Source organism: Pseudoalteromonas neustonica (assembly GCF_001653135.1).
Taxonomy (GTDB): domain Bacteria; phylum Pseudomonadota; class Gammaproteobacteria; order Enterobacterales; family Alteromonadaceae; genus Pseudoalteromonas; species Pseudoalteromonas neustonica.
In genome coordinates, this window is sequence record NZ_BDDS01000001.1 from 482,952 (window position 1) to 502,679 (window position 19,728).

Below are 19,728 nucleotides of genomic sequence, written 5' to 3' on the forward strand. Positions count from 1 at the left end.
AAATTTTAATAATTAGTTAGCCTTCTTTCGGCTAAACATTGACAGATTAGAGGTGAATTATGAGCTTCAATATTGCATTAACTGGCATTGCAGCCGCACAAAAAGATTTGGATGTAACTGCAAATAACATTGCTAACGTAAATACGACCGGTTTTAAAGAGTCGCGCGCTGAATTTGCTGATGTGTATGCATCGTCAGTTTTTAGCTCGGGCAAAACAAAAAATGGTGATGGTGTACAAACCACCATGGTGGCGCAACAATTCCACCAAGGTTCACTTAAGTTTACTCAAAACTCATTAGATTTAGCAATCACGGGTGAAGGTTACTTTGCAATGAGTGAAGATATAGCATCGCAAGATTTTTCATATTCTCGTGCAGGTGCTTTTAAGCTCAATAAAGATAACTTTGTTGTTGATGCACGTGGTAATTACTTGCAAGGCTTCCCTGTTGACCCTTCTACAGGCAATACAACATCTGTAAGTTTAAGTACGACTTCACCGATTCAGATCCCTGATGCATCAGGAGCACCGCGTCATACGAGCAATATTTATAGTTCAATGAATTTAGATTCGCGTTCAGATGTGCCTACTACTTCTACATTTGATCCTACCGATAGCACGAGTTATAACTCGTCAACGTCTACAACAATTTATGATTCGTTAGGTCAGCCTCACGTTGCGCAGTTATTTTTTGTAAAGCAAGATCCTGCGACCAATGCAAATAGCTGGAGTGTTTATGCCACGATGGATAAAAAACCGTTTGATATAACGGGTGCTGCAACAGCAACTGGAGCACATACCCCGATTGATTCATTGCAATTTACTGCCGCAGGTTTACCTGATGTAGCAGCGCCAGAAACAACTTTTCCTGATGTAGTATTGCCATCAGGTGCTGCGGCAGGTTTAAGCACTTTATTGAGTAATGGCGCACAATTTCCGAACGAAATTACGGTAAATTGGCGTGACTCTGCAGGTACGAGTAATAAAGTACCGACTCAATACGCAAGTCGTTTTGAAGTTAAAGCACTTGAGCAAGATGGTGCGACAGTGGGGCGTTTAGCAGGGATTGATATTGGTACAGATGGTAAGGTTGTTGCGTCATACAGCAATGGTGATACCTCATTCTTAGGCCAAGTGGCTATGGTTCGCTTTTCAAACTCACAAGGCCTACAGCAAGCAGGTGATACTTCATGGAAAAAGAGCTTAACATCGGGTGAGCCAATTGCTGGTGAGCCAGGGTCAGGTACATTGGGTTCAATTAACTCATCTGCTCTAGAGCAGTCAAATGTAAACTTAACCAATGAATTGGTTGATTTGATCAGTGCACAACGTAACTTCCAAGCAAATTCACGTGCACTTGAAGTTAACTCTACATTACAACAAGCAATCTTGCAGATCCGTTAATTATTAACTTGAACTTAAGTTAAGAGTTAATACTGTAAGGTTCTTATTTACGATCCGACACCTAGGCTGCCTGCAATTGGCGGCCTTTTTTAATCCCCCGATTTGATTACTGCTTTGCCTAATTTATTCTTATTCTTTGCCCGTGGGCCTTAGCTTAAATTAGCGTCAATTTATTGTGGCACTTATCTTGCATTTATTACGTTATAGAATTTTAACGTGAGTCGATGTTATGGACAAGATGGTCTACATTGCAGCGTCTGGGGCTAAGCAAAGTATGCGGGGCCTCGCGCTCAAAGCAAACAATTTAGCAAATGCCAATACGACTGGATTTAAAGCGGATTTTGCACAAGCTCGTTCGATGCAAGCTTTTGGAGAAGGTTTACCTACCCGCGTTTTCTCAATGCAAGAGCGACCAGGTTCAAACATGACCTCAGGCGGTATCGTTGAAACGGGCCGTGATTTAGATATTGCTTTGAGCGATAAAGGTTGGCTAAGTGTTCAAGATGCATCAGGCAAAGAAGCTTATACCAAAGTTGGTACACTAAATATCACCCCTGATGGTGCTTTAATAACGAGTCATGGTCGTCAGGTAATAGGTGAGGGTGGCCCGATCATTTTGCCGTTACCAATTGAAAAATTAGAGTTTAGTGAAGACGGAGCGATTCAGGTTCGCCCGCAAGGTGCGCCAGCAAACTTCTTAGAGGTGGTTGATCGCCTTAAGGTCATTAAGGCAAATAACTCTGAACTTGAAAAAGGCAATGATGGCCTGTTTAGACCAAAGCCTGAGTTACTCATTGATGATTTATGTGGGTTTTGTGATATCTCACCAAACGTTAAAGTGATGAGCGGTATGTTAGAGATGTCAAACGTGAACCCCGTACATGAGATGGTGGATATGATAAGCCATCAACGCCAATTTGAATTACAAGTTAAGTTAATGAAAACAGCTGAAGAAATTGACGAACGTCAAACTCAGTTGATGCGCATTGTTTAACCTTATTGAGAGGACACAAAAATGAATCCTGCATTGTGGATCAGTAAAACAGGCTTAGATGCCCAACAAACCGATATTTCGGTGATCTCAAATAACTTAGCCAATGCCAGTACTGTCGGTTATAAAAAGAGCCGAGCGGTGTTTGAAGACTTACTTTATCAAAATATTAACCAGCCGGGTGGTCGTTCATCGCAAGATACAGAAATGCCATCAGGTTTAATGCTTGGTGCGGGTGCTAAGGTTGTTGCCAACCAAAAGAACTTTTCTCAAGGTAATATGTTGACCACTGAAAACTCCTTAGATTGGATGATTTCGGGTCCTGGTTTTTTCGAAATACTACAACCAGATGGCAATATTGCCTATTCGCGAAACGGCCAATTTACGACAGATGAAGATGGTCGAATTGTAACCGCTGGTGCAGGTTTTCCGGTTCAACCTGAAATGAATGTACCTGATGATGCACAGTCCATCACAATTTCGCAAGACGGCGAAGTATCTGTACGTGTTGCAGGGCAGGCTGAGAATGTCGTGATTGGGCAGCTAACAATTAGTGATTTTATTAATCCATCGGGTTTAGAGCCTGTTGGTCAAAACTTATATACAGAGACTGCCGTCAGTGGTGCTCCAGTGCAAGGTAATCCAGGTCTAGAAGGTTTAGGTTCTGTGGTACAAGGCGCATTAGAAACGTCTAATGTTAATGTGACCGAAGAATTGGTTAACTTGATTGAGACGCAGCGTATTTATGAAATGAACTCAAAAGTTATTTCAGCTGTGGATGAAATGATGAGTTATATCAATCAGCAACTTTAATGATTAGGGGCAAAGTGATGCGTAATTTTACCATAACCTTAACGGGTGTATTATTTTTAAGTGGCTGTATGACAAGCCAAAATACTGATGTGGTTCAGGATGACCCTTACTATGCGCCTATGTATCCAGAGCCTGCAACAGAGCAAGTTGTAGCGACAGGTTCACTATTTGATAGTTATTTATCGAATGATCTTTATTCAGATAAAAAAGCACTGCGCACAGGCGATATTATTACGGTGAAACTGCAAGAGTCAACACAGTCATCAAAAGCTGCAAAAACTCAAACTGATAAAACAAGTGACGCAAGTCTTGATCCTGTTGTTGGGTTAGGGGGGTTGCCGGTTAATATTGGTGGCGATAGCATTCAATTTGGCATTGGCAGTGGCTCGTCTTTTAATGGCGATTTAAAATCAAACCAATCAAATAGTTTATTTGGTGATATTTCAGTAAACGTAATGCGTGTGTTACCAAATGGAAATTTAGTGATTCGTGGTGAAAAGTGGCTGACGTTGAATACAGGTGAAGAGTTTATTCGACTCGAAGGGCTTGTGCGTCCACAAGATGTTACTGCAGATAATACAGTTACCTCTAATCGCATTGCTAATGCGAGAATTCAATATTCAGGCAAAGGGCAATTACAAGAGTCTCAAAGTGCGGGTTGGTTAACGCAGTTCTTCAGTAGTGCACTGTTCCCTTTTTAAAGGATCGTTATTATGAATGGCTTTAAAGTATTAATTACTCTTTGTTTATTAGGTTGGCACGCCAATGTTTTTGCAGAGCGTATTAAAGATGTATCAATGGTTGAAGGTGTTCGTTCAAATCAACTCGTAGGGTATGGTTTGGTTGTAGGTTTACCTGGCACTGGTGAGCAAAGCAGATTCACTGAACAAAGCTTTAAAGGTATGTTAAATAGTTTTGGTATTACATTACCAGCTACTTTAAAACCAAAAATTAAAAATGTGGCTGCTGTTGCAGTCCATGCAGAATTGCCCGCATTTAGAAAACCAGGACAAAGAATTGATATTACCGTTTCTTCAATTGGCAGCGCGGGTAGTTTACGTGGTGGTACCTTAATTCAAACCTTTCTAAAAGGGGTTGATGGTAATACGTATGCAATAGCGCAAGGGAGTTTAATTGTTGGTGGACTTGGCGCTGAAGGGGCCGATGGTAGCCGTGTTGTTATAAATACACCCACAGTGGGGCGTATTCCAAATGGTGCGACGGTGGAGCGTGCGATTAAAAGCCCTTTTATGCAAGGCGACTACATTACATTTAATTTAAATCGCCCTGACTTTACAACGGCAAAACGTTTAGAGCAGGTGATAAATGATCTGGTCGGGCCAAATAGCGCAACAGCGATAGATGCCGCATCAATACGTGTAATTGCTCCAAGAGATGCATCGCAACGTGTTTCTTACTTATCAACACTTGAAAATTTAGAGTTTAAGCCTGCTGATACCGCCGCAAAAATCATTGTTAATTCGCGCACTGGTACGATTGTGATTGGCAAAAATGTAAAATTACAACCTGCGGCAATTACTCATGGTGGTTTAACGGTAACAATTGCAGAGCAGCAAAATGTGGCGCAGCCAAACCCACTGGCTGAAGGGGAAACGGTCGTTACTAATCAAAGTATAATAGATGTGAACGAAGATGATTCGCGTGCTTTTGTTTTTAATCCAGGTGTAAGCCTTGATGACTTAGTGCGTGCTATTAATGAAGTGGGCGCAGCACCTGGTGATTTAATGGCCATTTTAGAAGCACTAAAAGAAGCTGGGGCAATAAATGGACAGCTTGTTGTGATTTAACATGTGATCTATTAGTGACATTCACGAATGTCTACATTACCGCCTTCGCGACATTGTAGACATTTGTTTACTGGATAAAAAATCTAGCCGAGGCTAACTTTACTTTGTAACCACCTAGCATACTTGTTTTACTTTCACGCCAACACGCCAACACGCCAACACGCCAACATGATATTTGGCTCAATTATTGCATTGTTAGTAGTATTATTAACTATTGTGTCAAATTGCTGATGGATACTAATCATCTCGATAAACAAAACTTCTTTGATTTAGGGAATCTTGACTCACTTCGTCAAGAGGCCTTAAAGGGCGGGGCTTCGCCTGAAGCGTCTAAAGAAGCGCTGAAAAAAGCAGCGGCACAATTTGAATCTATCTTTACGCAAATGTTGCTTAAAAGTATGCGCAAAGCAAATGAAGCCTTTGAGGATAAAGAAAGTCCATTTAATTCAAGCGGTGTAAAGTTCTTTGAAGAAATGCATGACCAGCAACTATCCGTTGAGCTTTCTTCAAAAGGCTCGCTAGGTTTGGCTGATATTATTGTTCAACAACTCTCCCCAGATACTAAAAACTTTATGCCAGGGTCTGTACTGCGCTCAGTTAATGAGTTTTCAAGTGATAACCGTGCAAACGGTAAAAGTACTGATGCTAGCGTTGACTCAGCCTCTGCCAGTAAAGCGCAAAAGCAGCAAAAACCACAGTTTGAAAATGCTGAAGAGTTTATCTCAAGTGTGTGGGAGCACGCTAAAACAGCCGCAGAAAAAATAGGGTTAAACCCAGCTGTAATGGTTGCACAAGCTGCACTTGAGACTGGCTGGGGGAAACACATTATTAATAAAAGTGATGGTAATAGCTCATTTAATTTATTCAATATTAAGTCAGATAGAAGCTGGCAAGGTGATAAAGCCAGTAAAGTTACACTTGAATTTGAAGAAGGTATGCCTGTTAAAAAACAGGCTAGCTTTAGAGCCTATGACTCAATCAAAGACAGTGTAAATGACTTTGTTGAATTTTTGACGCAAAACCCACGTTATCAAGAAGCCTTACAAAATACCGCAAAACCTGCCGCTTTTTTAGATTCATTACAAAAAGCGGGGTATGCAACCGACCCCAATTATGCCGATAAAATTAAGCAGGTACTTAATCGCACTGAGCTTAAAACATTGGCGGCAACATTGGTTCGCCAAGGAGTAAATTAAAATGTCGTTTAATTTGTTAGACATTGCTAATTCTGGTGTACGTGCTAATACAGAATTACTGCAAACGACCAGCAAGAATATTGCCAATGTAAATACAGTGGGCTATGTGCGCGAGCGTACAGAGCACATGACTATGATCGACAATCAAGTTGGTCGTGGTGATACGTACAGATTACTTAATGAGTTCGCACAAAAACAACTAAATCGCGATACTTCAAATAAAGCATTCTTTGATCAATTTGTTAGCGAAGCTGGCCGAGTAGATACATTATTCTCTCAAGAGTCTAATAGCTTATCTACCAGTATAAACTCCCTTTTTAATAATGTGCAGGAGAGTTTAAATCAGCCCTCTTCAACGGTTGCCCGCTCGCTAGTAATGACTGATGCGCAAAATTTAATTAGTCAAATGGAGCGTTTATCTGGGATCGTATTTGATCAAAAAAATATTGTGAACGAGCAGCTTGAAATATTTTCTGGGGAAGCGAATACGTTAGTACAGAATATCAGCAAGCTTAACAAACAAGTCGCAGCTGTTAATGGGACGCGAAATGCTGCTGATGCAAGTTCCATGTTTAACGAACGTGATCAAGCAATACGTGAGTTATCAGAGTTGGTTGATATTGAAACGTTAGACGGCCCTAATGGTGAAAAACTGGTGTTTATGGGCACAGGAGAAGCACTTGTAATGCAAAGTGGTTCATTTAATTTATTTTCAATGCGCGGTGACCCTGATCCTAACTTTAAAGAACTTCACCTAGATATAAACGACGGCAAAGCTGTGCCGCTTGAAGTTGATGTAGGTAAACTAAAAGGTAAAATTGGTGGACTGCTGGCATTTCGTGATGATGTATTAGTACCAGCACAAAACCAGTTAGGGCAAATGGGACTTGCGATTGCAGATGCATTTAATCAGCAAAATAGGCTTGGAATGGATGGTAATGGTGAGCTAGGTGGCGATATTTTTACTATACCTACAACCGGTGGGTTTGCATACCAAGCTAATACAGGTACAGCGGCAATGACTGCCACATTAGAGCCTGGCAAAGGCAGCGAAATACCTGCAAGTGACTTTGTTATTACTTATACCAGTGCAACGACAGTTGAAATTCAGCCTGTTGATAATAAAGGTGAGCCACTCGGCAGTGCCTCTACGGCTAATATTGTTGGCGGTATTGTTGATTCATCAACGATTACCAGTGGTGAATCGTTTGGTTTGCAGATTAATGTCTCTGGTACGGGAAACGTTGATGATCAATTTCAGATAAAACTGAATGCTCAGGCTGCATCTAGCTTAGAAATGGCAACGAATAGGCCAGAAGATTTAGCATTAGCTGCTCCAATTCGTACCGCAAATGATATTAATAACACCAGTGAAGCGAGTATATCTGTAGGTGATGTGACGAGTATTGACTCCGGTGGTTTTACAGCAACACCGCCAGGGCTGACTAATGGTGATGTTAGTTTAGTTAAAACAGCGAATTTAAACGAGTATACAATTACAGACGGCAGCGGTACGAGTACATTTACAATAACGCCACCGGCTGAGAATATTTTAGCTCAAGCAGGCGCTCCGTTTGATGGTTATGGTTTTGATTTTAATATTGAAGGCACGCCAGCAACAGGTGATACCTTTACATTAGAGTTTAATACAGGTGGCTTTGATGATAACCGTAATGGGTTAAAACTTGCTGAGTTACAAAATGGTGAGTTAGTACGTCAAAATGTTGTCACCACAGCGACAGCAGATAATCATAAGACCTTTAATCAAGCTTATGGGGCTTTAGTAACCGATGTAGGCGTTGTAACTAACCAAGCAAAAACAAATGGTGCAGCCTTTGAAGCGTTAGCAAAACAATCAGAGGCTTGGTATGAATCATTATCAGGGGTTAATCTTGATGAAGAGGCGGCCAATTTACTGCGCTTTCAGCAATCTTATGCAGCGTCAGCTCAGGTGCTTGCGACATCCCGTACTATTTTTGACACTTTACTTGGTGCTACGAGGTAATTATGCGTTTATCAAACAATTTAATGTATCAAAGTAGTGTGAATTCTATTTTGAAAAATCAACAAAATGTCAATAAAGCACAAGAGCAAGTTAATACTCAAAAACGTGTTTTAACTGCCTCAGATGACCCCTCAGCGACTGCGCGTGCATTACTGTATACAGATAAAATTCAAACAAATGAACAATTTAGTAAAAATATTACTATGTTGACCAGTCGTTTAAATATTCAAGAGAGTGTGCTTGAAAATATCAAACTTTCACTTGAAAAAGCACATACATTAGCTATTCAGGCTGGTAATGGTGCATATAGTGATATAGATCGTCAAGGTATTGCAGAAGAAATCAAATCAATTCAAAGTAATGTACATGATTTAATGAATGCTAAAACAGAAGACAATAAGTATATTTTTTCTGGTTACCAAGATAACACGCAAACTTACAGCTTTAATTCTACGTCGAGTAAGTATGAGTACGGCGGTGATCAAGGCCAACATAAGATCAAAGTAGCTGAAGGTGTAGAAATAAAATCCAGTGACAATGGTTTTGATGTGTTTGAAAAAGTAAATGCGCGCTTAAACCTCACATCCAATGATGGTGTTGCAAGCGGTGGGATCACAAGCGCCAAAGTTTATGTAAAAGAACAGGCTGAGTTTGATGCGTTTCACAAAGCGAGTTATAACGCAGATCCAAATGCAGTCGCAGGCGCAAATACATATAATGTGATAACGACCGCGGGGACCCCTAATACATATCAAGTAGAGCAGGGGGGGAACATTATTGAATCAGGTAGCTTTGATAACGGAACAATCAACTTTGCAGGAATGGAAATTGACATTAGTCCTGTAGCGAGTGGGCAAGTGGATTTTACATTAGAAGCCCCTCAAAAAGAGAATATTTTAAATACATTAAGTGATTTAATCGCAGGCTTGACTGACACCACAATTAACCAAGATGATTATGAGCAAGTATTAGCTGATGCAATGACTCAAATTGATAATGCAAAAAATAATGTCTCTTTGACGCAAGCCGGTTTGGGTGGGCGACTTAATACAACGGAAAAGGTAACAGACTCTAACAGCGATCGTGATGTGAATAATAAAGCATCGCGAGCTGACTTAGTTGAACTCGATATGGCCGAAGCCATAACTGAACTCACCAAACAAGAAACTGCATTACAAGCCTCGCAGGCAACATTTGGCCGCTTAGCTAATTTATCACTGTTCGATTATCTATAAAGTATAAAGAGTAAGGCAATCTGTTGCCTTACTCTTATTTTTCCCTTCCTTTAAACTTATATCTTTTATATTTAGACACTTATAGCTTCCTAAAATATTATCTTAGTAAAAATAGCTGTTGTGATCTCTGCATTATTTGACCATTGAAATCAATTGTATTTAATTTAAAAGTTATTAAATTACAATGGATTAATGTTTTTTATTAAAAAAACTTAAAAAAAAGCTAAAGGATTTTTTGAGTAGACCGATAACTTAATTAACCAAGCAAAGCGTTGAAAATAACAACCACTGCTTAATCCAGTAAGTTTGAGAGTAAATGATAAGTTTACTTCGGGAGAGATATCATGGCTTTATACGTAAATACAAATGTTAGCGCGTTAAACGCACAAAGACAATTAAACAATTCTGGTAATGCACTAGATACATCATTTCAACGTTTATCATCAGGTTTTCGTATCAACAGTGCGAAAGATGATGCAGCGGGTCTACAAATTTCTGACCGTTTAACGTCACAAATTAATGGCCTTAACCAAGGTAACCGTAACGCAAACGATGGTATTTCATTAGCTCAAACTGCTGAGGGTGCACTAGACGAAACAACTTCAATGTTTCAACGTATGCGTACACTTGCACAACAAGCAGCGAATGGTTCAAACACAGATGAAGATCGCTTAGCAATTCAAGAAGAGATTCGTTCATTATCATCAGAAGTGAATCGTGTTGCTGCAGATACAACGTTTGGTGGTCAAAACCTATTAGATGGCTCTTTCTCAGCTAACTTCCAAGTAGGCGCTGACGCTGTTCAGAATATCAGCTTTAGTATGGCATCAGTTGGTGGAACGGCTAACTCTATAGCGGATAATGGTGGTTTCACCATGTCAGGCATTGCAGGTGTTGCCAGTGCGGTAACCGGTGCTAGCTTAAGTGCTACAGCTGGAACGATTAGTTCGCAAGTAGGCGCATCAGCAGATGAAACAGCATTTTCATCAGTATTTACTGCTGGTGGTATCAGTGTATCTTCACAAGCCAATGCACAAGCGGTAATGGCGGGTATGGATTCGCTTATCGCGGTAGTAGATAAAAAACGTGCGGAGCTAGGTGCTGTTCAAAACAGGTTCCAGTCAACTATTCGTAACCAATCGAATATTTCTGAAAACTTAAGTGCTGCAAAATCACGTATTAAAGATACTGACTTTGCACAAGAAACTGCTAACTTAACTAAAATGCAGATTCTACAACAGGCAAGCCAAACAATTCTTAGCCAGGCTAATCAGCGTCCACAGGCAGCATTAAGTCTTCTAGGTTAATAACTGATTTATTAATTTTGAAGCGACGTCAATTAATTGACTAAGAATGTAGCGCCTTTGTCTAATGGGGTATTAACAAAGGCGCTGAAACGGATTGATAAAGCGGAGGCGCTTAAAAATCCTGAAGTGTTCTCACATTTGTAAGAACATAATATACAAAGCATAAACTATGCCAATGTTTTTGTTTTAAACCTACTCTCAAACTTATCTTTCAAGGGCCTTTTAAAGGCCCTTTTTTTATGGGGTCAATAAATAATCATAAAGTTGGCCTAAAGATTGCTCAATACTTATTAAGTTTTTAAATTAACCTGCAAAGTGGCAGTTTATTGCCCCGGGCCAATATATCTTGGCTGCTGTAACTAGTCACTTTGTCAAAATTCCACTTAATTAAAGTGGCTTTAATTTGACAGATAAGAAGAGAGTTTATTATGGCTTTATTTGTAAACACGAATGTCAGTGCGTTAAATGCACAAAGACAGCTAGAAAGAACTGGAAACGACTTAGATACATCATTTAAACGTTTATCATCTGGGTTGCGTATTAATAGTGCTGCTGATGATGCCGCTGGTTTACAAATATCGGATCGTTTACAGTCGCAAATCCTAGGCTTAAACCAAGGCAATCGTAATGCGAATGATGGCATTTCTTTAGCACAAACTGCCGAAGGTGCACTTGATGAAATTACATCAACATTCCAGCGTATTCGAACATTGGCACAGCAATCAGCAAACGGCTCTAATACTGATGAAGATAGGCTTGCGATCCAAGAGGAGATCAGGCAGCTATCAGATGAAGTTAATCGAATCGCCAGTGATACCACATTCGGCGGCCAAAATTTACTAGATGGTTCTTACTCTGCAAGCTTTCAAGTCGGCGCTGATGCTGTGCAAACAATTGGGTTTAGTATGCAATCAGTTGGTGATACGGCCAATTCATTAGCGGCTAATGGTGGTTTCACTATTTCAGGTGTTGCAGGTGTAGCATCTGCAGTAGGTGGAAAGGCGCTTTCAACACTTGCAGCAAATGTCAGTTCTGTTGATGGTGCAACGGCATCGACAACTTTAGATTTTTCTGCTGTATTTACAGCCGCGGGTATTAGTGTGTCGTCACAAGTAAACGCGCAAGCTGTTTTGGCTGGAATGGATTCACTTATTGCCGTTGTAGATAAAAAGCGTGCTGAACTCGGTGCAGTTCAAAACCGGTTTCAGTCTACAATACGAAACCAAGCTAATATTTCTGAAAACTTAGCCTCTGCTAAGTCACGTATTAAAGATGCAGACTTCGCCATGGAAACAGCAAATTTAACTAAAAACCAAATATTACAACAAGCAAGCCAAACAATTTTAGGTCAAGCGAATCAACGACCTCAGGCTGCATTAAGCTTGTTACAGGGCTAAAATAAAATAGAATTGTTAAAAAATTATAAATAAAGCTAAAGTTTCCGTTTTATCTGACGATAACTGACTTAGAGAACTAAAAATCTAGGACTCTCAGTCTGGAATAGTAACAGGGTAGGGGTATCCCGTTGTTATTCTATTTAAAATGATAAAGCGGAGGCTATTATGGCTTTATATGTAAATACTAATGTGAGTTCTTTGAACGCACAACGCCAGTTAATGAAGTCTGGCAACCAACTAGATACATCCTTTCAACGCCTTTCATCAGGTTTTCGTATTAATAGTGCGAAAGATGATGCTGCAGGTATGCAAATATCTAACCGTTTGACTAGCCAAATAAGCGGCCTAGATCAAGGTAATCGTAACGCAAATGATGGTATTTCACTTGCACAAACTGCTGAAGGTGCGCTTGATGAAACAACATCTATGTTTCAGCGTATGCGAACATTGGCACAGCAAGCATCAAATGGTTCTAATACCGATGAAGATCGCTTGGCTATCCAAGAAGAAATTCGTTCATTATCGTCAGAAGTAAACCGTGTAGCTGCCGATACTACGTTTGGTGGTCAAAACTTATTAGATGGCTCATTTTCTGCCAACTTTCAAGTAGGTGCTGATGCGATTCAAAATATTAGCTTTAGTATGAAAGATGTTGGTGGCACAGCTAACTCTATTGCAGCTGACGGCGGCTTTACTATGTCAGGTATTGCCAGTGTTGCGAGTGCTGTAACGGGTGCAAGTTTAAGTGCTACAGCAGGTACAATTAGTACACAAGTGGGTGCATCTGCAGATGAAACTGCTTTCTCATCAGTCTTTTCAGCGTCGGGGATCAGTGTATCTTCTCAAGCAAATGCACAAGCTGTAATGGCTGGTATGGATGCGATGATTGCTGTGGTTGATAAAAAACGTGCAGAGCTTGGTGCGGTACAAAACCGATTCCAATCAACAATCCGTAACCAATCAAATATCTCTGAGAACTTAAGTGCAGCAAAATCACGTATAAAAGATACTGATTTCGCAGCTGAGACAGCGAGTCTAACAAAGTCACAAATACTTCAACAGGCAAGCCAATCAATTCTAAGTCAAGCAAACCAGCGTCCACAAGTAGCGCTGTCGTTACTAGGCTAATGGGTTTCTAAGTCATTATTGAGCTTTTGCTTGATAATGACTTATACTTTGTTTGTGTTTTGAAGGAGACCTACCATGGCTGATTTAAGTGCAATAATCAAATCAAACGAAAATCTGTCTGCTAATTCATCTTTTACAAATAAAAGTGAATTAAATGAAGTTAATAAAAAAGTAAATGTTGAACAAGGTGGCGTAAAAATTGCTGGAAGAGAACCTGCGTTTGTTGAAGACGGCAAAGAGCTAGATTCAGAAGGTGAAAGAAAAGCGCTGATCGAAGAAGTAAAAGAGAACTTAGAAAAATTAAATAAATATATACCCGTTACTTCAACTAATTTAGTGTTTGAATTTGATGAAGATGGTGATCCGCCGATTATCAAAGTATTTGATAAGAAAAGCGAAGAGGTTATTCGTGAAATACCGACTAAAGAATTTAGAGAAGTAGCTAAAGCTTTAGATGAATTTGCCGATAAACTTACTAACAAAGGTTTGCTATTGAATCAAACCGCCTAACACTTTTTGGAACAGATAGTAGGAGAGAAGTATGCCACTAATTACATCCGCAGGTATTGGATCGGGGCTGGATCTCGAAAGTATCATTAGCGCATCAGTTGCCGCTGAAAATGTTCCAAAAATGAATGCCTTTGTAAAAAAAGAAGAATCACTCAAAGTAGAGCTTTCTGCTATTGGTGAAATAAAAGGCGCACTTTCTAAGTTACAAGATACGATAGAGAAACTAGCGGATCCAGATAACTTCAATAAACGAATTGCTAACATCACGCAACCAACCAGTGATGACGGCGATCTCGTTTCAGTTACCCCAACAAAAGATATTACGCCTGGCGACTTTAAAATCGAAGTTGTAGCGCTCGCTCAGGGCAGCCGTGCTGTTTCCAATGACTCGCTTTTTACAACCACTGATGATGTGGTTAGTGCTTCTGGAGGAACGCTTTCTTTTGCTGCAGGCCCAGACAAAAGCTTTGATTTAACTGTGGATGCAGGCGCTACTCTAGCTGAATTACGTGATGCGATAAATGACTCTGATGATAACTTTGGTGTGACAGCAAATATAATTAACACAGGCACTGAGGCTAAGCTAGTTTTAACATCAAATGTAACTGGCGATAACAATGATCTTGTGATCACTAATGACAATGCCGAACTTGATAACGTATCAACCGTAGCAAACGCTGGCGGTGCTGGTGGTATTGGTATAGCTGCTGAAAACCAAGCCCAAAGTGCAATAATTAAAGTCGATGGTATTTCAATAACAAACGACACCAATACGTTTAAAGATGCAGTGCAAGATATGACGATCACAGCTAAACGCCAAAGTGTTGATGGTGAAACAGCAAAGCTTGCGGTTAGTTATGACCGTGAGAGTCCAACAAAACTAATCGATGAATTCATTGCAAACTATAATAATGTAGTTGGTCAGTTAGGGTTTCAATCTCGAGTCGGTAAGCCGCTAAATAGTGACGCGACAATTCGTTCATTAAGTTCACAGCTTGTGAATACACTTTCGACTAACTTAACAGATTCTGGTCCTTTTAAGAGTATATTTGATATTGGTTTAGGTGTTAAGAAAGATGGTTACTTAGAAAAGTCATCACTCGTGCGTAGTCTGAGTGTTGCTATGGATGAAAATTTTGACGACATTGGCAAAGCATTTGCTGGTGATAACGGTCTAGCAAAACAATTTGAGGAATTATTAGGAAATTACGTTGATTCGGATGGAATAATGAAGCAACGTGAAACAAACTTAAATACTCAAATTGATGATTTAGAAGATGATGTTATTAATCATGAGTTTAGAATGGGTGAGTTAGAAGGGCGACTAAGAAAACAGTATTCTGGGTTAGATGTTTTATTGGCACAAATGCAATCAACGCAGACCTACCTTAGCGCACAACTATCTAGCTTGCCTGGGTTTACAAGAAACAAATCATAATGACTATTTTTGATTTTAAAAGGTTTTAATATGTATAATGCAAAAGTAAAAAATTATCAAAAAGAAGCACTTAAGACTCGAGTTGCAGGTGCGGATCGCTATGAAATTATCCAAATGTTAATGGCGGGTGCTATTGAAAAAATGGTAATGTCAAAAGTAGCCATTGAAAAGAAGCACATGGAAGCAAAAGCAGAACACTTATCTAAGGCAACCGCCATAATCGAGGCCTTGCGAGGGTGCTTAGATTTTGAAGTAGGTGGCGAAGTGACCGAGAATTTATATGCACTTTATTCATATATGATTGACCGTTTAGTCGATGCAACTATAAAGAATGATCCTGAAATAGTTGATGAGGTTTCTAATTTGTTAAAAGAGATTAAATCTGCTTGGGATGCAATTCCGCATGATGTTCGCCAACAAACACTAAATGAGAATGGTATAGACGCGAATGTCGGCTAATCTGTTATCACAATTGCTTCCTAAGTTATCAAAAATCAATCAATACATACTCGAAGATGATATTGACTCAGCTCAAAGTGAATTAAACCAATTAGATGATTTATTAAAAAATGTATTCAATTCCCCGACAGTATTAACTGAAGATGATACTCTTTTTTTATCTGACTTCTCAACACGGTTAAATACGACAGTACAGGAGTTAATACAGAGAAAAGGCGTTATTGCAAAAAAGATTGGTGTTCACTTAAATACGCAGAAAAAAATAAATGTTTATAAAAGTATCAAATAGGTAATAGCAACGATGAATAGTAATGATATTAATGAAGAGCTTAACCTATTATCAGAAAAGCTAGAAGATACAATTAAACATCAAGAGCGAGAAGCTATTTTTGCAACTGAAGCAAATCAACGTTTTGAAAGAAATTGGCAGTGCTTCACACAGTATTACCCTGAAATTATAGGTGCTTTATCTAATTTAACATTACGAGATGATTTCTGTATTCACGTAACGCTAAGTGGTCATGGCAATATAATACCTGAAAATGCCCCAGCCCCCCTTTATTCTCAGAACCCGCTTGAGCAGAGCCAAGAGCAAGTTAAACGCCAGATTGCCCATCCTGTTCTTAGTCTAACGGACTATACAGGGTATCCGGATAGCAGTTCAGATAAACGCCTTCACACTGAGTATATGGTCAAACTTGGTCAGTTTATGCGTAAATTGAGAGAGTTTGACGAGAAAAAAATAGAGCAATTACCTGGTGATTTTCCATCAGGTATTATTTTTGGCGTAGGATTAGGGTATCACATACCAGAATTATTAAAGCATACTGAGTTCGATTATTTATTTATTATTGAGCCTGATCTAGAGCAGTTTTATGCAAGTTTATTTTGTATTGATTGGTTTGATGTTATTGAAAAAATTGATGTTCAAGGAAATTGTCTTTTCTTTAATCTGGGAGCAGATAAAAACACGTTCATTCAAGATTTAGAAAGTGTAGTTGAAGATATAGGGGCGTTTTCAGCGGTCAGAAGCTTTTGTTATCAACATACGCCAGGACGTGACATTAATGAGTTAATAGCCAACTGGGCTGCGGATTACTTCCGCTTCCAAATGGGACATGGTTTTTTTAATGATGCAATAACTGGGTTTGCTCACTCAATTTCTCACCTTGAAAGTAACCAATTTTTTCTTACGAATAAAGACAAACTACCGGCTTCGTTATTAGATATTCCAGTGTTTTTAGTTGGCAATGGCCCATCGTTAGATGAGGCTATTGACTATTTAAAAAACAATCAAAATAAAGGGATTGTTGTAGCAGCAGGGTCTGCTCTTGTATCTTTAGAACGAATAGGTATTCAAGCTGATTTTCATGTGTTAGTAGAAAGGCCTTACGCTAATTATAAAATTGTCGCTGATTCCTTACCAATAGAAGCGTATAAACGAGTAAATTTGCTCGCTGTCAATATGGTTCACCCTAAGACGACCGAGTTATATGAATGGTCTGGGTTAGCGCTGAAAGGCAATGAGGGGGGGACTGATTTAATTAATTTTCTATCATTAAAAAATCGCTCTAAAACATTGCCATTAATTCCATATAGCAACCCACTTGTCTCTAATACAGCGCTATCATTTTTCTTAAATTTTGGTTTTAAGAATGTTTATTTATTTGGTGTTGATAATGGAAGTTTACCTTCTGGAAAGCATCATAGTGATCATAGCTTTTATAAAAAAGATAAAGACGATGAAGAGGGAATTGGGTGCGCACCTGTTACGGAGAAAACTCTGCCGGGTAATTTAGGTGATGGTTTTGTTTATACTAACGACTTATATAAAATTTCACATAGTCAGTTGGAAAAACTAGTAGAGTTAAATCCCTTGGCTGATGTATTTAATATTGGTAACGGGGCTAAAATTAAAGGCGCTATTTCATTAGCTGCGGATGAATTAATTGACTCAGAAAACAGCTTAGATAAGCCTCCTTTGGTAGAGTTAATCAAGAAGCGATACTTTGAAAACCTGAGTTTGGATAAATTAAATGATGAAGATTACGAAGTGCAGCGCTTTATTGATATGTGTAACCACTTATTAGTTATTAGTAATGAACCTTATACAACAATCAAAGAAGCCGCTGATTTACTTAAAAGACAGCAACGGTATGTGTATTCATTTAAAAATTCACCATTAGGTCATATTTACCATATGATGAAAGGGTCGCTATTATATTTTCACTGCCCACTAATTACATTGCTTTATAGTTATGAAAATGAAGCATTTACATTAGAACAATTTGATGAACTTTTCTCGCTTTGGCAAGATTATATTGTTGATATGAGAGAGTATTTTTTAGAGAACTATAAAGTGCATTGTGACTTTCTGAACGATGAACAGTTAGCTTCAATATAATACTAGAAACACTTACTTTCGCTAGACGAATAGATTAAAAATGGGGTCTCAATGAGTGATTTTCATTCTTAACATATAAAAAATCAATGAGCTATTTGCTCAGCCTTTAGTTAATGCATGTACATAGGTTGGATCTTAAGAAACTTGAAGTTGAACTCTGTTAATGATCAAGTAGTTACGCCAATAAGAAAAATGACTAAAACAGAGTTCACATGCAGATTAACCAAGTTTCAAATCAATTAAAAGCCCTCATCTCAGAAAACCATCTAATCGCGCTTGCAAAAACCTCTGGGTTTCAAGTTAGGGCAAGAGCATGAAAAAAGGCTATGAATTCAAGACCTTTTCAAGGTAGGCTGTGCTGCGCATCGCTTTCTTCTGTTTTGCAGGCATCCCTTTATTAAAACTTGTTTCTGCTTTTAGCTGATTAAATGCAATATGCCTCAGTCCTGCAAATACAGGGGCTGCACCTTCACGCCTTATTCGGCACTCATCTTCTTTAAATCCTACATCTAAACGCCAATGCAATCCATTTTCTATTTGCCAATGTTGCCGTGCTGAATTTGCGAGTTCTTCCGCCGTTAAACGGGCTGAACTGATATAGTATCTATAACATAACTCATTGCTTATTTGCCTTTTTCTTTTCTGAAAGAAATAATGACTCCCACTGTTTTTGCGCCTTCCCAGTGTATCGTTTCTGATAAATCACTTACGTTATGGGTAACTGCACAGCACCTAAATTCTTCTCTGTTTTTTGATAATCTGCTTCTTTACCCACTATTTTTTCTGCAATTGACTTTTGACACCCCATTGCGTCAATTGTTATTAAGCAACCTTTTATCTTCAATAATTCAAGGAGTTCCGGTAACGCTGTTATTTCATTCGACTTTTTATCAACAGGGCACTGTGCCAAAACAACACCATTTTCGCATGCAAATGCACTGACCATATAAAGCGAATCACATCTATCTAGTTGATTAAATGAACCTTTTAATCATTTCCCATCAATAGCACTTACTTCGCCCTAAGTTAATGTGGAGCAGGCTTTCATCCAAGAAGAAAAAGACTCTTGGAATTGCGTCATGTCTATACGGCTCATTACACGGGCAATTGTGTCGTGGCGAGGGATGCCCTGTTCAAGGGGAGTATATTTCCTGAGCCAATCTAATCTATCATGGCCAAAATCTTCGATATCCTCCCAGCCTTGGCTGCCTGACACAACAGCGCTGACAGCTATGATATCAAATAGTTTATGAACAACTTTTCCTTGTTGGCGAGGATCATCAATTGATTCAAAATATTTAAATAGCTGAATATCAGGCATGGGTATGCTCCTTAAAAAAGGAGTATGAGATCATACTTTTAAGTCAAGGTAAAGTTCGTGATCTTGCCCTGCTTTATCACCTACAAGCACAACGGTTTGCATGCCAAGCAGATGCAAAGCGCGAGCTGTATAAATTAACGAAAAAATTGAAATACCGCAATGTGGCAACGACGCAGTTCAGTGAATATAAAATATATGAGGGAAAGGCAGACCTTAAAAAGGCGCGCCGGTGAAATGTATAGAATGGTAAATAAGCGTAGAGATTGAAGAAAATGACACATTAATTAAAAAGGCAATAGAGAAAAAGTCATGC

At 39.1% G+C, this 19,728-nt stretch carries 16 protein-coding genes and 1 pseudogene; 16 read left to right on the forward strand and 1 reads right to left on the reverse strand.

Annotated elements, in window-relative coordinates; translation table 11 throughout:
• The first annotated feature begins 59 nt into the window (after positions 1–59).
• From flgE to A7967_RS02175, 16 genes are all read left to right on the forward strand, one after another.
• The gene (gene flgE, locus A7967_RS02100) at positions 60–1,403 is read left to right on the forward strand and encodes a flagellar hook protein FlgE (protein WP_064435342.1); all 1,344 of its coding nucleotides are present in this window, start codon (positions 60–62) and stop codon (positions 1,401–1,403) included.
• A gap of 229 nt (positions 1,404–1,632) precedes the next feature.
• Positions 1,633–2,397 (forward strand): flagellar basal body rod protein FlgF, encoded by a 765-nt coding sequence (locus A7967_RS02105; protein ID WP_054203361.1) that lies wholly within the window; start codon positions 1,633–1,635, stop codon positions 2,395–2,397.
• Between the two features lie 21 nt (positions 2,398–2,418).
• Positions 2,419–3,207, forward strand: a complete 789-nt coding sequence (gene flgG / locus A7967_RS02110; protein ID WP_054203360.1) for a flagellar basal-body rod protein FlgG — start codon at positions 2,419–2,421, stop codon at positions 3,205–3,207.
• A 17-nt stretch (positions 3,208–3,224) separates the two neighbouring features.
• Positions 3,225–3,908, forward strand: coding sequence for a flagellar basal body L-ring protein FlgH (gene flgH, locus A7967_RS02115; RefSeq protein ID WP_054203359.1), 684 nt, complete (start codon positions 3,225–3,227; stop codon positions 3,906–3,908).
• A 12-nt stretch (positions 3,909–3,920) separates the two neighbouring features.
• A complete protein-coding gene (locus tag A7967_RS02120; RefSeq protein WP_054203358.1) occupies positions 3,921–5,015 on the forward strand; it encodes a flagellar basal body P-ring protein FlgI in 1,095 nt (364 codons plus the stop codon).
• Positions 5,016–5,245: 230 nt separating this feature from the next.
• On the forward strand, positions 5,246–6,211 hold the full coding sequence (gene flgJ, locus A7967_RS02125; RefSeq protein ID WP_054203357.1) for a flagellar assembly peptidoglycan hydrolase FlgJ: 966 nt from the start codon (positions 5,246–5,248) through the stop codon (positions 6,209–6,211).
• 1 nt (position 6,212) lies between these two features.
• Positions 6,213–8,216 (forward strand): flagellar hook-associated protein FlgK, encoded by a 2,004-nt coding sequence (gene flgK, locus A7967_RS02130; protein WP_054453851.1) that lies wholly within the window; start codon positions 6,213–6,215, stop codon positions 8,214–8,216.
• Between the two features lie 2 nt (positions 8,217–8,218).
• Positions 8,219–9,451 carry a flagellar hook-associated protein FlgL gene (gene flgL, locus A7967_RS02135; protein ID WP_054453854.1) on the forward strand — a complete coding sequence of 411 codons (1,233 nt, stop codon included), beginning with the start codon at positions 8,219–8,221 and terminating at the stop codon, positions 9,449–9,451.
• Positions 9,452–9,795: 344 nt separating this feature from the next.
• Positions 9,796–10,758 carry a flagellin N-terminal helical domain-containing protein gene (locus A7967_RS02140; RefSeq protein ID WP_054203354.1) on the forward strand — a complete coding sequence of 321 codons (963 nt, stop codon included), beginning with the start codon at positions 9,796–9,798 and terminating at the stop codon, positions 10,756–10,758.
• Positions 10,759–11,186: 428 nt separating this feature from the next.
• On the forward strand, positions 11,187–12,155 hold the full coding sequence (locus tag A7967_RS02145; RefSeq protein ID WP_054203353.1) for a flagellin N-terminal helical domain-containing protein: 969 nt from the start codon (positions 11,187–11,189) through the stop codon (positions 12,153–12,155).
• 165 nt (positions 12,156–12,320) lie between these two features.
• Positions 12,321–13,283, forward strand: coding sequence for a flagellin N-terminal helical domain-containing protein (locus A7967_RS02150; RefSeq protein WP_054203352.1), 963 nt, complete (start codon positions 12,321–12,323; stop codon positions 13,281–13,283).
• Between the two features lie 75 nt (positions 13,284–13,358).
• The gene (locus tag A7967_RS02155; protein ID WP_054203351.1) at positions 13,359–13,793 is read left to right on the forward strand and encodes a flagellar protein FlaG; all 435 of its coding nucleotides are present in this window, start codon (positions 13,359–13,361) and stop codon (positions 13,791–13,793) included.
• 31 nt (positions 13,794–13,824) lie between these two features.
• Entirely contained in the window at positions 13,825–15,231 is a 1,407-nt protein-coding gene (fliD, locus tag A7967_RS02160; protein WP_054203350.1) for a flagellar filament capping protein FliD, read from the forward strand.
• A gap of 30 nt (positions 15,232–15,261) precedes the next feature.
• A complete protein-coding gene (gene fliS / locus A7967_RS02165; protein WP_054203349.1) occupies positions 15,262–15,690 on the forward strand; it encodes a flagellar export chaperone FliS in 429 nt (142 codons plus the stop codon).
• The gene (locus tag A7967_RS02170; protein ID WP_064435343.1) at positions 15,680–15,979 is read left to right on the forward strand and encodes a hypothetical protein; all 300 of its coding nucleotides are present in this window, start codon (positions 15,680–15,682) and stop codon (positions 15,977–15,979) included. Before fliS ends, A7967_RS02170 begins: the two co-directional genes overlap by 11 nt.
• A 12-nt stretch (positions 15,980–15,991) precedes the next feature.
• Positions 15,992–18,094: a motility associated factor glycosyltransferase family protein gene (locus A7967_RS02175; RefSeq protein ID WP_064435344.1), complete on the forward strand. Its 2,103-nt coding sequence runs from the start codon at positions 15,992–15,994 to the stop codon at positions 18,092–18,094.
• Positions 18,095–18,418: 324 nt separating this feature from the next.
• On the opposite strand, the pseudogene A7967_RS23690 reads toward A7967_RS02175, so the two are convergent.
• A pseudogene (locus A7967_RS23690) lies at positions 18,419–19,415 on the reverse strand (ISAs1 family transposase).
• Between the last annotated feature and the right edge of the window lie 313 nt (positions 19,416–19,728).

Excerpts from the sequence above, each read along its gene's own strand:
- A7967_RS02145 (WP_054203353.1), top strand. The coding sequence starts at position 11,187 with ATGGCTTTATTTGTAAACACGAATGTCAGTGCGTTAAATGCACAAAGA.
- flgJ (WP_054203357.1), top strand. The coding sequence starts at position 5,246 with ATGGATACTAATCATCTCGATAAACAAAACTTCTTTGATTTAGGGAAT.
- A7967_RS02155 (WP_054203351.1), top strand. The coding sequence starts at position 13,359 with ATGGCTGATTTAAGTGCAATAATCAAATCAAACGAAAATCTGTCTGCT.
- fliS (WP_054203349.1), top strand. The coding sequence starts at position 15,262 with ATGTATAATGCAAAAGTAAAAAATTATCAAAAAGAAGCACTTAAGACT.
- A7967_RS02140 (WP_054203354.1), top strand. The coding sequence starts at position 9,796 with ATGGCTTTATACGTAAATACAAATGTTAGCGCGTTAAACGCACAAAGA.
- flgL (WP_054453854.1), top strand. The coding sequence starts at position 8,219 with ATGCGTTTATCAAACAATTTAATGTATCAAAGTAGTGTGAATTCTATT.
- flgH (WP_054203359.1), top strand. The coding sequence starts at position 3,225 with ATGCGTAATTTTACCATAACCTTAACGGGTGTATTATTTTTAAGTGGC.
- A7967_RS02105 (WP_054203361.1), top strand. The coding sequence starts at position 1,633 with ATGGACAAGATGGTCTACATTGCAGCGTCTGGGGCTAAGCAAAGTATG.
- fliD (WP_054203350.1), top strand. The coding sequence starts at position 13,825 with ATGCCACTAATTACATCCGCAGGTATTGGATCGGGGCTGGATCTCGAA.
- flgE (WP_064435342.1), top strand. The coding sequence starts at position 60 with ATGAGCTTCAATATTGCATTAACTGGCATTGCAGCCGCACAAAAAGAT.
- A7967_RS02175 (WP_064435344.1), top strand. The coding sequence starts at position 15,992 with ATGAATAGTAATGATATTAATGAAGAGCTTAACCTATTATCAGAAAAG.
- A7967_RS02120 (WP_054203358.1), top strand. The coding sequence starts at position 3,921 with ATGAATGGCTTTAAAGTATTAATTACTCTTTGTTTATTAGGTTGGCAC.
- flgG (WP_054203360.1), top strand. The coding sequence starts at position 2,419 with ATGAATCCTGCATTGTGGATCAGTAAAACAGGCTTAGATGCCCAACAA.
- A7967_RS02170 (WP_064435343.1), top strand. The coding sequence starts at position 15,680 with ATGTCGGCTAATCTGTTATCACAATTGCTTCCTAAGTTATCAAAAATC.
- A7967_RS02150 (WP_054203352.1), top strand. The coding sequence starts at position 12,321 with ATGGCTTTATATGTAAATACTAATGTGAGTTCTTTGAACGCACAACGC.
- flgK (WP_054453851.1), top strand. The coding sequence starts at position 6,213 with ATGTCGTTTAATTTGTTAGACATTGCTAATTCTGGTGTACGTGCTAAT.